Below are 14,805 nucleotides of genomic sequence, written 5' to 3' on the forward strand. Positions count from 1 at the left end.
CAAAGAGCCAAATCAATGGTTAATAATCAAGCAGCTTAAGGCAGCGCCATTGGGCTGTAAAGCCCAACACCCATTAGATTAAAAATTCTCCTTGCAAGAGTTAGCGAAGCAAACCAGAGAGCAGCTTTGCTAAAATTCTGTGCTTCATCAAGGTTATGAATAAAAAGAAAAATAATCTGTTGATTATATTTGCTTCCGTCTTTATGATTGGGTAGAAATTTTGAATTAATAATGGAGTTCTTTAATGATTAATTTATGGCCATTATTATTGCCTGCGGCTGCCTGGTCAGGTTGGTGGGTGGCGAGCCGTAATTACTCTGGTAAAGAATCCAAACAAACAAATCGCCTGTCACGCGAATATGTTGTCGGGTTAAATTACTTGCTGAATGAACAACCCGATAAAGCTGTAGATATTTTTATTAAACTCCTCGATGTGGATAGCGAAACTGTTGAAACACACCTTGCATTAGGCAGCCTGTTTCGCCGGCGCGGTGAAGTTGATCGCGCCATACGTATCCATCAAAATCTGATTGCACGTCCTCAATTAAGTCTGCTTGAAAGAAAAGAAGCCCTCATGGCTCTTGGACAGGACTATATGAGCGCTGGTGTATTTGATCGCGCCGAACGGATATTTCTGGAAGTGGTTGAGCTGGGAGGCGCCAGAGAGGCGAATAGCTTACAGGGATTGCTGGCCATTTATCAACAGGAGAAGGCTTGGGAGAAAGCGCTGGACGTTGTTAAAAAGCTTGAACTCTGTACCGGTCAGAGCATGCACACCAAAGCAGCACATTATTATTGCGAAATTGCAGGCCAGGCGTTGAAAAACAATCATTGGGATAAAGCACAATACGCAACCAGGCAGGCTCTGGCTATGGACAAGCAGTCAGTAAGAGCCAGTTTGTTGCAGGCAACAATTGATATGAAATTCAATCGCTATAAACAGGCTATCCGCTCTCTGCAACGGGTGCCCCAGCAAGATCCTGAGTTTTTAACTGAAATTATCGAACCGTTGATTAAATGCCATCGTGAATTGGATACCATGGATGAGTGCGTTGCGTTTTTAGAACAGACTTTAGCCGACCATCCGCGAGCTTCAATCATTTTCGTTATTGCGGATTATTTGCGCCGTGAAAAGGGCATGGACACCGCAATTGATTTTGTCTCTGAAAAACTGGGTACTTATCCTTCGATCCGAGGTTTAAACCGATTAATCTATTGGCATCTGGAAAATGCTTACGGCAAAGTACGTGATAAACTGCAAATGCTGTATGACATTACCAGTAAATTTCTCGATAATAAACCGATATACCGTTGCAGCCATTGCGGGTTTGGCGGGAAACATCTGCATTGGCATTGCCCAAGCTGTAAGCAGTGGGGCCGAATGAAACCAGTGCACGGCCTGGAAGGGGATTAGCTAATGGATGTAGCCTTGATGCAGCGAAGCGTAATCAAGGTTTCAATCGCGCGTTCAGGCACTGATGCTTTGCAAGTTCAGAGTAGGTAAGCCCTTTCCTTTAAGTTCCCTCTTCCGTATCGGGAGAGGGCGCAAGAGATACACGACTTCGGTTATTTTCTATGATAAACTGCGCCTTTGTTTGTATCGCAACCAGAGAACATCATGCAATTTATCGATTTGAAGAAACAATATCAATTAATTGAATCCGATATCCTGAAAAGTATTCAGAACGTATTAAATCACGGCCAATATATTATGGGGCCTGAAATTACCAGACTGGAAGCCGAATTGGCTGATTTTACAGGCGTACGTCATGCAATCGTAAATTCAAGCGGTACAGATGCTCTGTTGATGGCGCTAATGGCTCTCGAAATTGAGCCAGGTGATGAAGTAATTACGGTACCTTTCAGTTTCTTTGCAACAGCAGAGGTTATTGCATTGTGCAATGCCAAGCCTGTATTTGTTGATATCAATCCGCTTACTTATAACATGGATCCAGCATTACTCGAAGCCGCAATTACACCCCGTACCAAAGCGATTATGCCTGTCAGTCTGTATGGGCAGTGTGCCGAGATGGATAAAATTAATGCGATTGCAAAACGTTATGGTTTACCCGTGATTGAGGATGCCGCGCAGAGTTTCGGCGCTACCAGTAATGGTATGTACTCAGGTGCGCTTTCAACTATTGGCTGCACCAGTTTCTTCCCGTCAAAACCATTAGGCGGTTATGGCGATTCCGGCGCTTGCTTTACTGATGATGATATTCTGGCCGAACGCTTGCTGGAAATCAGAATTCATGGCCAAAATGCTCGTTACTGCCATCGCAGAATTGGAATTAATGGTCGCATGGATACCATACAAGCGGCTATTTTGCTTGAAAAGATGAAGTTATTCCCTGATGAAATCCAATTAAGAGCGGCTGTCGCTGAGCGCTACACCGATATGCTTGAAGGGTTGGTCAAAACCCCGGTAGTTCTTCCTGGTTACACCAGTGTTTATGCCCAATATACTATTGAGGTGGATAATCGCGAGTTGTTCCAGAAAAAACTGCAGGAGCAGGGTGTTCCTACCGCAGTTCATTATCCTGTTGCCATGCATCAGCAGGAAGCATTAATCGATCTGGGATATAAAACAGGCGATTTTCCGCATTCAGAAAATGCCAGCAGACGAGTAGTAAGCCTGCCGATGCATCCTTATTTGTCAGCAGAGGAGCAGCAGAAAGTCGTTGCCGCGGTTAAAACTGCACTGGCAGAAGAGGATGTTACTGCATAATGGCAAAATTAATTATTGCATTGGATTATGCAAGAGAGCAGGATGCCTTTAAGTTGCTTGATCAATTAGACCCGGCACAATGTGCGCTCAAGGTAGGCAGTGAAATGTTTACTCACTTTGGCACTGATTTCGTTTCCGAATTGATTAAACGCCAATACAAGGTTTTTCTTGATCTCAAATTTCATGATATCCCCAACACGGTTGCCCATGCCTGTAAGGCAGCAGCAGAGTTGGGCGTCTGGATGCTTAACGTCCATGCCTCAGGCGGCTTGAATATGATGAAAGCCGCTGTTGATTCATTGTTGCCTTATGGCGACAGTAAACCCTTGCTGATTGCCGTCACTGTACTGACCAGTATGGATGAAGAGCAGATCTCGGAAATTGGTGTTAATGGAACGGTTGAACAGCAAGTAAGCCGGTTGGCCAGGCTTGCCAATCAGGCTGGTCTGGATGGCGTAGTTTGCTCGGCGCATGAAACGAGTCAGGTTAAAAACCTGTGCGGCGATTCCTTTCTGACGGTAACGCCTGGTATACGTTTGATTGGCGATAACACCGATGATCAAAGTCGAATAATGACGCCGGAGCATGCGGCCAGATTAGGCAGTGATTTTCTTGTGGTCGGACGTTCGATAACCCGAGCGGAAAATCCAGCTGAGATTGTTGCTGCGATTAATGAGGTTATTAAGATTTAAACTTAAAACAGAGTAGGGCTGTAAAGCCCAACAATTCTTCTTAATCAGGCATGGATTGTTGAGACCTACGCTCAATAATATGGAGTCAAGCGACTCAACCTGCAAAATTCTATTCATTTCTCCCGCCAGGTATGCTAATTATAGTTTGATACCCGGCTTTCAAAAGCCCGATAACCTATGGATGGGGGCTAATTATGACTAAGGAAAGTGTACTTAATAAGCTACTGCAACAACAAACAGCCAATACATTACTGCTCAAGAAATTTTTTCTTTGTGTCCATAAAGGGTGGTTTCGCATCAATGGCGCTGCTCCTGATAACCAAATCGATTTGGGTAGATATTTATTGAATAATGAGCGGGTTATGTTAGATTTCACCCGTTTACGAAAGCCCTGTCGCGACAAGTTTACCAATTGGTTTATCCAGCCTCATTTTCATGATGCGAGATCTTTTTTAAGCGGGGTTGCAACAACAGAATATCGTGGCTACACGGCTGAAGTTGGTTTAAGTTGGTGGGGCTATCTCTTTCATAGAAAAAAATCACTGCAATGGCCGTTAATGCCTTTTGAATTAACCCGGGACTATCAGCTTAACAGTCTGGAGATTTGTGAGGGAGCAAATGGTTTGTCAATTGGCCTGAATCAGTTCGCTGTCGGGAACCAGGACGATGTATATCTACAACCTGATTACGAACAAAACAAGCCGATATTAAACACTAAAAGGCTTTTTCTGACTGAGAGTCTGGTTGAAGACCTGATTAAAACCAATATTAATGAATTATGTTTTCAGGAAATATTAAACAGCCCACATCCTTTCTCAATTCCTGTTAATAATTATCAGGCGCGGGCGAACAGTATGTATGAGCACCGTAAAACGGAGCGATTCATCACTCCTCAGCCCTGGTACTTACGCCTTTACCTATGGATAAAAGCGCTTTTTAGCAGCCAAATGGCGAATCAGGATGCGTTACCTAAAAAAAATTTTCAGCCTTTGATTACCTCTGAAAAGCTGCGGGTAATGCAATGCTCTAATACGGGTGAGATATTGGTTCAGGAAAAACGTCCTGATCTGGATACACTGGTTTTATGTGGCGGCGGCGCGAAAGTATTTGCCCATATTGGGGCTTTTAACGCTTTGGAAACCAATAAAATACCTCTTAAGAAATATGCTGGCAGTTCAGCGGGAGCCATGATGGCCATTTTGTGTTATCTGGGGTATAACACAAATGATATTATGAATTTTTTCAGAGGTCTGCGCCATGAAAATCTGATCTATTATGAGATTGATCGATCCGGTCTGTCGGATACAGTTGCTTTAAAAGCAGCTCTTGATTACATGATTGTCAAAAAAGTAAATGAAATTATTAAAAAATATCGCATTGATGAGTCTGAAGAAGGCCGATTGTTTCTGGCAACCAAAGTATTTAAAAATGGCATCATATCTTTTTCTTCAGCAAAAGCCTTGAAAGAACGCTACCCGGATTGTGGTATTGGCGATGAATTAATCATTACAGCGACTAATAAAATCACACATAAAACTCGCTATCTCCCCGAAAACCCCGAAATGGAAATCAGTGCAGCGGGCACGATGTCTGCGTGTTATCCTGTTCTTTTTAAACATTATATTTATGAGGGCGAGCCGCACAATGATGGAGGTCTGCTAAGTAATTTACCGGTGGAAGTATTTAAGGGCACGAGTTCCTTGCTTGAATCCATGTATGGCAATTGTGTAAACCTGATTGCCTGCCAATTTGATAATAATGGTTACGAGCGTGGTCTCCTGGATAAGTTTGTTGAGCATGTTCATCGTGAAAACCCTTTCCTTAATTGGTTTTATGGTTTTATTACCGGCGTTAAAGATCCGGTAAGCGGCTGGGAACGCGATAGGCTGAAGGTGCTTTTACACAGTCACCAGGTTTTGGTTTATCCAACTAATGATGTATCAGCCACTCAGTTTACGGTAGAGCAGGAAAAACAAAGCGAATTATTTCATAATGGCTACAAAGCGGCGATTGATTATTTAAAAGTCCGATATAAATTAAAAGATGGTGAGCCTGCTAAAAATAAAGAATATTTTCACACCATGTTTTCATGCCTTGAGGAGCTACTTTATTTTTGCTGTTACCGCGGTAACAAAGAGTGGTTTAATAAAATTGCTGAAGCTGCTGAGGCTCAGGGGATGGATGTTGAAAAGATACAACGCTTACGTCAGGAATATTTCCATGAGCCTGAAATAGCAGCGAATAACCCGCATTACGATACTTTTTTTAACGCACCGTTATCTGTACCAGTTGAACGGGAGGATTCAATTAACCGAATGCGGTTCTTTGAGGCCTTGTATCCGGTATTTGATAAATTTAGCAATAAAATGGTTGGATCTAAAGATCTTGAGTATTATAAAAAAGCAAGGCATGCCCGAGAGCTTGCTGATCCCTTGAAAAGCCTGACTCATTTAAAGAAGATAACAGGTGAAACCCATGTGCTGCTTTATATCCTGATTCAATTGCTGACAAATTTTCAAAATCGGCAGATTAATACAGATGAAATTTGTAAGCGGTTAAAATTGCTTGAAAAATTGTCTGAGCAGCAGATTTATTTTTCTGCTCCCCAGTTTTATGGTAAATGGCAACTGGATGCCTTGCAGACTAATCAAATTTATACCATGTTGGAGTGCGGTAAATGGACACAGGCGATGCGCTATTGTGAAAAAATAGCACGTCCTCCTAAAATGGCTGTAAAAGCTGATGTAATTAATCAACAAGGGATGAGTAATGACGACTTTGATAACGGGCGCCTCGAAAGGAATAGGCCAGGCATTAGCGCATGAATTTGCAGCGCATGGCCATGATGTAGTGTTGGCTTCCCGAGATGAGCATTCATTAAACCTGCTAGCGACCAATCTTCGGGTTAAATATGGGGTAAAGGCTGAAGTGATCACAGTAGATCTAAGCAGGCCAGGCGGGGCAATGAACCTGGTTGAGTCAATTGAAGAAAGGGGAATCACCATTGATTGTCTGGTTAATAATGCCGGAATTGGTTATTTGGGTGATTTTATTGGTATTTCGACTGAGCACTTGAATTCACTGCTGCAACTGAATGTTATTGCGCTGACCGAATTAACCCATCATTATGCCCAGGTTTTTAGTAGGGCGAAGAAGGGTAAAATATTACAGGTTGCATCCGTTGCTGCTTTTCAGCCCGGACCGAGAATGGCAACTTATTATGCTAGTAAAGCTTATGTAGTTTCGATGTCGCAGGCATTGGCTTATGAGCTTGAAGGCAGCGGGGTGGGCGTGTCGATTTTGTGTCCGGGACCGACAGACACCAATTTTTTTGCTGCAGCCAATATGTCCGCTACACGGTTGGCGAAGGGAAGAAACGGCATGATGAGTGCGGAACAGGTAGCAAAGATTGGTTATCGTGAGTTTGCAAAAAATAAGCTGTTTATTATTCCTGGTTTCAGGAATAAGTTGTTGGCATGGGGAACAAGCTTTGTTCCGGCTTCACTGTCAATGAAAATAGTTGCTTTTGTGCACCGAAAGCAATAGAGGTTAGGCAACGTCCTGAAATTTTTTTAAAAAAGATTTAATCTTGAATTGAGCATAATTTTTTCAATTTCACTTCGATCTGCCCCCTTTCCCGCGACAGGTGCCTTGCTAGTGTGAGGTTACCTTTCGCGGGAGAGGGTTGGGGACAATGCCATTAAGTAAAGGATACTGTCATTCCCGCGAAGGCGGGAATCCATTTCTCAAGTTGGCTCCTTACCTTGTTTGAGGGATGGATCCCCGCCTTCGCGGGGATGACAAATTTCTTAACTTAATGGCAATGAGGGTTGGGGAGAGGGAAAGGGACGAATCTATGCTAAGACAAAGCAGGGAATGACAAATAAAATGAATCTCCGATATAATAGGCGTTTCAACATGCGTTGTTATATCCATGTCCAATGAGTTAAAACGCTATTATTTACAGCAAATGGGGATTGAGGTCTGGCAACACCGGACATCAGCGCCTGTACCTGCATCAAGGCCAGAGCCTGTGTCTCCGGCTGGCTTTGCTGAATTGTCGGCCAGAGTTGCAGAATGCACACGCTGTCCCTTGCATAAAGGCCGGACTCAAACGGTATTTGCCCGCGGTAATGAGCAGGCAAAATTAATGATCATTGGCGAGGCGCCCGGTTTTTATGAGGATAAACAAGGATTGCCTTTCGTTGGCAAGGCTGGCGGTTTATTAAATCGGATGCTGCAGAGTATTGGATTAAGTGAAAATGATGTCTATATTGCCAATGTTTTAAAATGCCGGCCGCCGGATAACCGCGATCCTCGTCCTGAGGAAGTTATCCAGTGTACCGGTTATCTAAGCGAACAAATCAGACTGGTCAAGCCGACATTATTGCTTGCTCTTGGCCGTTTTGCCGGTCAATTTCTGTATAAAGAGGTTATGCCGCTAAATAAATTGCGCGCTCAGATGCACTCTTATGAAAATACCCCGTTTCTGGTTACTTATCATCCAGCCTATTTATTACGTAATCCCGCTGACAAAAAGAAAGCTTATGTTGATTTGCAACAGGTAAAAAAAATTTTATGTTCATAACATGAGTAGGTATAAAGCATTTACCCTGATTGAGTTACTTGTAACTGTAGTTGTTGTTTCCTTACTGACAGGTATTCTCATACCCTCAATAAGTAGTTTCTACCGTAAAAATCAGTTGGACGTTGTTGAACGTGAATTAGCGGCAGCAATTCAATTTGCGCGCGACACGGCCTTAAAAAAGAATTATCCACTGGTGTTGATGCCCATTAACAAAAATAATTGGGCAGAGGGGATGATTTTATTTCAGGATAATCGCCAACATCGCTATACAGGAAAAGAACAGGTATTTTTCCAGTGGCAGTGGCCATATGCCGGCTTGAAGATAAGCTGGCATGGCTTCCAGTCCGATGATTTTTTGCTTTTTGCAAATAATCTCTATAATTCAGCAATTAATGGCCAGTTTTCACTGACTCAGAATAACCTGCCAGCCAAAAAAGTGGTTATTAATCGAATTGGTCGTTTAAAAATCAATTAGCCTGTGTACAAATATATCCTATACTGTGTATAATGCAGTCACTTAATGGGCTTTTGCTGTGAGCAAACACCGAGGGTTTACTTTAGCAGAGTTTATGATAACGCTGGCTATAGCTGCAATTTTTATTGCCTTGGCAATTCCAGGTTACTACTCGCTTATCCAAAATAATAAAGCCGTATCGGCTGTAAACAAATTATCCGCCAGTTTGAATTATGCGCGTATGGAAGCAATCAAACGGGGCGTTCGTATATCGGTCTGTGCCGCTGCAAATAGTTCGTTGACTAGCTGTGGTAATGCCAATCAATGGTCACAAGGCTGGATTGTATTTATTGATACAGATAACGATAACGTAGTAGACGGTAATTCGGATTTGGTAAAAGTAAATGAGGCACTGCCAACAGGCGCAACAATTACTACAGCAGCCGGTATCGTAAGTTACGATAGCTCGGGTTTTGTCAGTAGCGGTGCAACTACAATGACAGTCAGGGCGGCTGGTTGTACGGGTAATAATGCCCGGCAATTGGCTATTGCTGCCAGCGGGCGAGTCAGTATTAGCAATGTTGCATGTAATTAGGAGCGTAAGAGGGTGAATCATGCCTGTTTATAACAATACAACAGTTGTTTATAACAACAGAACACTAACGCAAACAGGCGGAAAGCAAGGCGGTAAAAATAAAAATAACTCCTGTAATGGATATTATATCGAGAATGATAGTGAAAATCCGAAAAAATATTTCATTAAAAAACCGACTGATAAACTTGAGTTGTACACCGAACTGTTTGCCGCATTCGTTTTGGATGAACTGATAAAAGCAGGTTATGTGGACTCTGCCTATATTAACTCCCTGATCTATGCAGATTTGATTACATTTGAAGATGGCAGTAAGGGATTAATCCAGCCTAGTATCGAATTTGAGCCATTATTTAAATTAGCCGGTACAGGTAATTACAATAATACCGATCGCTCTCCGCTAAAAGAAATGTGGAGTGGGCAAAGGGCTTTTCCTGCAGCAATTAATAAGCTTGACAATCATGTTGGCTTGTCATCCTCTCTTTTTCATTCCTTGTTGCTCGGAGATTACAGCACCCACGGTTCGAATGTGGTATTAAGAGAGGGTGGACAATTTGCCCGCATCGATTGGGGCGCAGCTTTTCGCAATTATTGTTACAAACAGAACAATGTAGACATTTTGCATCCTTATGAGTATCAAGGAGCATTTAACTTAAAAAAGCAAACTAAAGGTTACATCTTAAATTTTAAAGGTATTGATGGACTCTATGAAAGAATAGGTGAGCATGCCCAGAATTTGCTTGAAAAGCTTGATCAGAAAACATTGCATTCTTTAATTCAAAAAGCTTATCAACGAATTCCTGCTGACTTATTAACACCGGAAGAATATAACAGACTGGCAAAATATATAGGAGTTAAATCAGTTACATCGCCTGTTTTTGTGGATGAGATCACAAGCACAATGTATCTAAGACTGAATAATATTGCCAAGCTGAATAACACGAATACAGCTCAAAAACGATCCAACCCCTATCGAAGTGGTGTATTTGGCCCCGTACCAGGAGCAACAACGCTCACCAATGATCGCAATAATTCTTTTCAGCAGGTAATTTTTGAATGGTCTTTGGTTATGAGAATTGATGGAAACTGCTCATTGAATAAAGTTGATACTGAATTATTGGTTACGCAATATAATCAGTATGTTCAGTTTATGGAATCACTTCTGGATAGTTTTCCTCAGAAAACCGGCAGATTGTTGGCGCAGGCCTTTTTGCTGAATCCGTCTGTTAATTCCAGGGCATCTGAGCTTAATTTAAATGCTTTCGATCCTGTTACTGTATCTGCTGCCCATCTTTTGAAAACAGGCAAGGAAATTATTGAATTAATTCAAAAAATTAAACGCGAACAAAGTCAGGAATTGTTTGAGGAATTTAAAAAGAAAGTCAATGAATTTAACAATGAAAGTGATACCATGCTGGAAAAAATCAGCGCCAGTGAAGTTCCGGATAATGAAGAAAGTCCCGATCTTTCTTTAATCAGGGACGAGTCGCTAAAGAGGGCCAGTGCAAAGGAATTGGCAAATATGTGCCTGAAAGAATGGCATGCTGCCGGAGAAGCATCGCCATTGCTTGCCCGCATTGTTGTCAATGATGAATATTGGGATAAACTGGTGCAAGGTTTTAAACAAATTAAAGACGGCTTAAAAATTACAGGCAGCCTGTTCCAGTTAAGAGACCGGCTTTTGCAAAACCAGCTTCAGCACGAGTTTTATGCGCAGTTGGATAATTTTAATAACCTCGATGACAGTGATGCAGCGGAGGCCTTTAAAGCGCTTGATGAAATTTATGGCCGCATCTCGCCCCGTTCTTCTCAGTTAAATGCGCGTTGGACTGAAGCAAAGGATAGAGTTGACGAGATAAATCGGCTAAAAAATATTGCCGCTGAAAAGAATCATAAAACCAATAGATACAGTACTGGCGATGAAAAACGGGCTGCCGTTGAAAAGTTATTTGAAAACCTGGAGCAGGCTAAAACAATACATGAATACTGTGAAAATTACAGAGAGTTGAGCGTTAAAAACATACCTGAATTCCAGCAACGGCTGACAGGTTTTTGTGATATTACCACATTGATTTTACGTGGAATTATAGAAGATACGGAAGCATTAGACAAAGTTCAAAAAACGTGGAGTCTGGTTACTCCGTTTCCTGAATTGAAAAAAGTGATTACAGGTGACAAGTTTTTATGGCAAACAATATCTGCCTGCCATAAAACAAGCTTATCACAGATGGTTGTTAATGATTTGTTGGTTATTAAAAACTTTCATGATTCCAAAATCGAATTTGCCCGTACATATAATCGGGAGGCCGAATACACCAATGCAGTTCATGAATTTTATCGTGAAGCTCTGGCAATACGTTTATCACAAGAGACACCGGTCAGGCAAATTGAATTATTTCGCGAAAAGGCAAAAAGTACTATGCCGCACCGCGATTTCAAAGCCCGGTTGTTTGCAGATTTGTTAAATATTTTCTTGGCAATACCGGGTTTAGTCCGTGCCGCGATTTTGAAAAAAACATTCTTTGCCCTTAGTTCCCCAACTAAGCGTGATAAAGAATTCAGTAATCTATTGGGCACGGAAGTAAATGAACAGGACAATGATAGTGTCTCGCTATTTAAACCGCCGACATAGGCAAGTGAATTGAACAATGATATTATGTAGATTGTTTATTAATCCAAGCCTGATATGCACGCTGTTAACTCCCTTGAGCCGTGGTTACAATGCCAGTCATCGTTAACCACTAAATTAAAGCAACATGCAAATAATGTAAGCCTTACTGTATTAAATCAGGGCTGGGAATTGGCTGATTATTGGGATAAGTATAAGCTGCAGCTTGATTCCGGGTTGTTATTCAAACGCGAAATATTAATTGCGGCTGGTTCTGAATACTGCTGGTATGGCAGAACGGTGATCCCGCAGCTTGTTTATGAACAAAATCTCGATTTGTTTTCAAGATTGGCCACCGAGTCCCTGGGGGATATTATTTTTACAGAGCCCCGGATAAAACGGCTTTCTCTAACCAGCTACTGCATTGATCGTGATAGCATTGAGTATCAATGGCTGCAATCTTCATGGCATCAAAATTCTCATGTTTTATCAGTCAGGTTTGCCAATTTCCTGATTGATCAACATTATCCTTTTTTTCTGGTCGAGATTTTACTGCCGGCCTTATTAAGAGTTGTGCGATGAAATTATCTGTATGCCTCAGGCTAATGCGACTTGATAAGCCAATTGGAATTTTTTTGCTCTGGTTACCGACGGCCTGGGCGTTGTGGCTGGCAAACAAAGGCGCGCCGCCGCTAAGACTTTCTGTGCTTTTTTTCCTTGGTACCGTACTTATGCGCTCGGCTGGATGTGTAGTGAATGATATCGCTGATCGCCAGATAGATTTACACGTTAAACGTACACGGGAAAGACCGCTGACCTCGGGCCAGATTAGCCTGCAGGCCGCGATAGGTTTATTGGCCGGGCTTTTATTAATGGCGTTACTGGTACTTATCCAACTACCTGCAGTGTGTTTTTATTATGCGCTTGGCGCACTGCTGGTTACTGTTATTTACCCCTTTTGCAAGCGTTATATTCAAGGGCCGCAGCTTGTGCTGGGATTGGCATTTTGTATGGGCATTCCCATGGCTTATGCAGCATCAGGCGTTGCTATTGATTTTGGCGCAATTTGTTTGCTCCTTATTAATTTTTGCTGGATAGTTGCCTATGATACTGAATACGCAATGGTTGATAAGGCCGATGATTTAAAAATAGGGGTTAAGTCAACAGCCATCTGGTTTGCAGATTATGATCGGATAATTATTGCTTTCCTGCATGCAGTTTGCCATGGGTTGTGGCTAATTATTGCTATCAGGGCTGATTTTTATACCTTATTTTACGGTTTCTGGTTCATTGCAGGTACAAATTTGATTTATCAGCACTGGTTGCTAAGCAGCAACAATGAGTCGTATTACTTTCGCGCATTTTTAACTAACAGCTGGTATGGCCTTTGGATGTGGCTGGCAATAGCATTAACCTTTAATTAAACGTTGGATTGTAAAGCCCCTGGCCGTCAGGTAAGCAATTAAACTTCCGCATTTCACTGCATCGTTCGGGCTGAGGAAGCGCTTTAGCGCTGTCTCGAAGCCTGTAGTACAGTGCCAAGCCTTCGAGACAAATGCTCCGCATTTTCCTCAGGCCGAACGAATATGGGCTGCATCAATGCGACTGATCTCCTTGCCTTTCCACCTGCTATCTGTCATGGTTTATGATTGGCAGAAGCAGGATATCAATGGAGGATAGTTATGAAAACACAAGTCGACGCTAATAAATCATTTAGTATAACTCATTGGATGATAATCAGCGTCTATTTACTGGTAACGATTTTAGCCGCTTTTTGGACTACACCCACCGCAACGCGAATTATTCCAATCCTGTGTATATTAAGCATTTTTATAATTGTCTGGCTCCATGGTTTAATACGCTTTGGGATGCGAAACATGCTGTTTTTTTTCCTGATAACCTGGGCCATCAGCCATTTTTTTGAGGCTCTTAGTATCCAGACTGGTTATCCATTTGGAAATTATTTTTATGATGTCCTTACTGGGCCTCGTCTTTTTCAGGTTCCACTCATTATCATGCTGGCATATTTTGGAATGGGCTACGCCTCGTGGATGTTAGCTACAATTTTATTACGGCAATTTAACCAACCCTTAAAAGGATGCTCGATTTTTACCGTTCCGTTTATCGCTGCTTTTATAATGACAATGTGGGATCTATGTATGGATCCGATTGCTTCAACAGTTGCATCGCTTTGGGTTTGGAAAGATGGCGGCGCTTATTTTGGAGTTCCATTGCAAAATTATTTTGGCTGGTTTTTTGTAGTGTATTTAATTTATCAAATATACGCTCTTTATATCGCGCGTTTTGATCGTACAGTACCTGCGAAGCAGCAGGTTATGGCTACATCCTGTTATTGGTATGAAATTGTTGCTGTTTATAGTATCCAGGCACTTACCCAGCTTTTACAACCTTTTGGTAATAGCGTGCAACCGAATATTTTTGCTTCAATGGCATTGGTTTGTATTTTTACTATGATTTTTGTGAGTATTTTAGCATTGTTTACCATTAAGAATGTCTGGCAGAAATGATATCGTAGTTCTAAAATAGAAGAGGAGAGAAAGGGTTCATTAGATTAGAACCCTTTTCCATCGCTTCAGAGGGTTAATTCTGTAAGAGACATCGCAAAATATCCAACACGTACAGCATCGATAATGCTAAAATTTCCCCCAAGATACACCGCATAGCTGCTGGCAGTTATGGTCAATACTGCCTGGATGGGAGCAGGGTTCCAGGCTGTCGGGACACCTGTGTCCGGGTTCAACGCGGCAAGACGAGTGCGAGCTTGTCCGCCAATTAGGGTATAGTTTCCACCGACATACACGGTGCCATCGACACCAACAGCCAGGGAGTTTATGGGACCGTTGGCACCAGGGGCCCAGCCTGTCGGCGCGCCCGGTACTGCAATATCCAAAGCCGCAATCCGGCTGCGCGGCTGTCCGCCAATTGTGGTAAAGACTCCCCCGGCATAGACCGTACTATTGTTGCCGATAGCCAGAGCGTTTACGGTACTGTCGGCGTCCGGGTTCCAGGCAGTTAAATTACCGGGTGCAGCGGCAGCGATAGCGGCAAGGCGGTTACGCGGTTGTCCACCAACGTTAGTAAAGTCTCCTCCGGCATACACAATGTTGCTGTGGATGGCTAGT

13 protein-coding genes are annotated in these 14,805 nt (G+C 42.5%); 12 read left to right on the forward strand and 1 reads right to left on the reverse strand.

The window, feature by feature from the left end:
• Positions 1-244: 244 nt before the first annotated feature.
• The 12 genes from lapB (at position 245) to ACFORL_RS11320 (ending at position 14,190) form a co-directional block, all read left to right on the forward strand.
• Positions 245-1,414, forward strand: a complete 1,170-nt coding sequence (lapB, locus tag ACFORL_RS11265; protein WP_382344071.1) for a lipopolysaccharide assembly protein LapB — start codon at positions 245-247, stop codon at positions 1,412-1,414.
• A gap of 204 nt (positions 1,415-1,618) precedes the next feature.
• Positions 1,619-2,728: a DegT/DnrJ/EryC1/StrS family aminotransferase gene (locus ACFORL_RS11270; RefSeq protein WP_382344072.1), complete on the forward strand. Its 1,110-nt coding sequence runs from the start codon at positions 1,619-1,621 to the stop codon at positions 2,726-2,728.
• Positions 2,728-3,420, forward strand: coding sequence for an orotidine-5'-phosphate decarboxylase (pyrF, locus tag ACFORL_RS11275; RefSeq protein WP_382344074.1), 693 nt, complete (start codon positions 2,728-2,730; stop codon positions 3,418-3,420). The genes ACFORL_RS11270 and pyrF overlap by 1 nt, the downstream gene beginning before the upstream one ends.
• 194 nt (positions 3,421-3,614) lie before the next feature.
• Entirely contained in the window at positions 3,615-6,245 is a 2,631-nt protein-coding gene (gene vpdC, locus ACFORL_RS11280) for a Dot/Icm T4SS effector VpdC (RefSeq protein ID WP_382344076.1), read from the forward strand.
• Complete coding sequence (locus tag ACFORL_RS11285; RefSeq protein WP_382344077.1) at positions 6,190-6,966, forward strand: SDR family NAD(P)-dependent oxidoreductase; 777 nt, start codon at positions 6,190-6,192, stop codon at positions 6,964-6,966. The genes vpdC and ACFORL_RS11285 overlap by 56 nt, the downstream gene beginning before the upstream one ends.
• Before the next feature lie 388 nt (positions 6,967-7,354).
• Complete coding sequence (locus ACFORL_RS11290; protein WP_382344079.1) at positions 7,355-8,008, forward strand: uracil-DNA glycosylase; 654 nt, start codon at positions 7,355-7,357, stop codon at positions 8,006-8,008.
• A gap of 1 nt (position 8,009) precedes the next feature.
• Complete coding sequence (locus ACFORL_RS11295; RefSeq protein ID WP_382344081.1) at positions 8,010-8,483, forward strand: GspH/FimT family protein; 474 nt, start codon at positions 8,010-8,012, stop codon at positions 8,481-8,483.
• 58 nt (positions 8,484-8,541) lie between these two features.
• Complete coding sequence (locus ACFORL_RS11300; protein ID WP_382344083.1) at positions 8,542-9,057, forward strand: GspH/FimT family pseudopilin; 516 nt, start codon at positions 8,542-8,544, stop codon at positions 9,055-9,057.
• A 19-nt stretch (positions 9,058-9,076) separates the two neighbouring features.
• The gene (locus ACFORL_RS11305; protein WP_382344085.1) at positions 9,077-11,686 is read left to right on the forward strand and encodes a LepB GTPase-activating domain-containing protein; all 2,610 of its coding nucleotides are present in this window, start codon (positions 9,077-9,079) and stop codon (positions 11,684-11,686) included.
• 54 nt (positions 11,687-11,740) lie between these two features.
• Positions 11,741-12,244 carry a chorismate--pyruvate lyase family protein gene (locus tag ACFORL_RS11310; protein ID WP_382344086.1) on the forward strand — a complete coding sequence of 168 codons (504 nt, stop codon included), beginning with the start codon at positions 11,741-11,743 and terminating at the stop codon, positions 12,242-12,244.
• Positions 12,241-13,086, forward strand: coding sequence for a 4-hydroxybenzoate octaprenyltransferase (gene ubiA, locus ACFORL_RS11315; protein ID WP_382344088.1), 846 nt, complete (start codon positions 12,241-12,243; stop codon positions 13,084-13,086). The genes ACFORL_RS11310 and ubiA overlap by 4 nt, the downstream gene beginning before the upstream one ends.
• 258 nt (positions 13,087-13,344) lie before the next feature.
• Positions 13,345-14,190 (forward strand): carotenoid biosynthesis protein, encoded by an 846-nt coding sequence (locus ACFORL_RS11320; RefSeq protein WP_382344090.1) that lies wholly within the window; start codon positions 13,345-13,347, stop codon positions 14,188-14,190.
• Between the two features lie 65 nt (positions 14,191-14,255).
• Here the strand turns inward: ACFORL_RS11320 and ACFORL_RS11325 are convergent.
• The coding region (locus ACFORL_RS11325; protein ID WP_382344091.1) for a hypothetical protein at positions 14,256-14,805 on the reverse strand (550 nt) is incomplete at its 5' end.

The organism is Legionella dresdenensis (assembly GCF_042649825.1).
Lineage (GTDB): Bacteria > Pseudomonadota > Gammaproteobacteria > Legionellales > Legionellaceae > Legionella_C > Legionella_C dresdenensis.

Bases quoted from the DNA above. Each gene is read 5' to 3' on its own strand.
- lapB (WP_382344071.1), top strand. From the start codon at position 245: ATGATTAATTTATGGCCATTATTATTGCCTGCGGCTGCCTGGTCAGGT.
- ACFORL_RS11270 (WP_382344072.1), top strand. From the start codon at position 1,619: ATGCAATTTATCGATTTGAAGAAACAATATCAATTAATTGAATCCGAT.
- pyrF (WP_382344074.1), top strand. From the start codon at position 2,728: ATGGCAAAATTAATTATTGCATTGGATTATGCAAGAGAGCAGGATGCC.
- vpdC (WP_382344076.1), top strand. From the start codon at position 3,615: ATGACTAAGGAAAGTGTACTTAATAAGCTACTGCAACAACAAACAGCC.
- ACFORL_RS11285 (WP_382344077.1), top strand. From the start codon at position 6,190: ATGACGACTTTGATAACGGGCGCCTCGAAAGGAATAGGCCAGGCATTA.
- ACFORL_RS11290 (WP_382344079.1), top strand. From the start codon at position 7,355: ATGTCCAATGAGTTAAAACGCTATTATTTACAGCAAATGGGGATTGAG.
- ACFORL_RS11295 (WP_382344081.1), top strand. From the start codon at position 8,010: ATGAGTAGGTATAAAGCATTTACCCTGATTGAGTTACTTGTAACTGTA.
- ACFORL_RS11305 (WP_382344085.1), top strand. From the start codon at position 9,077: ATGCCTGTTTATAACAATACAACAGTTGTTTATAACAACAGAACACTA.
- ACFORL_RS11310 (WP_382344086.1), top strand. From the start codon at position 11,741: ATGCACGCTGTTAACTCCCTTGAGCCGTGGTTACAATGCCAGTCATCG.
- ubiA (WP_382344088.1), top strand. From the start codon at position 12,241: ATGAAATTATCTGTATGCCTCAGGCTAATGCGACTTGATAAGCCAATT.
- ACFORL_RS11320 (WP_382344090.1), top strand. From the start codon at position 13,345: ATGAAAACACAAGTCGACGCTAATAAATCATTTAGTATAACTCATTGG.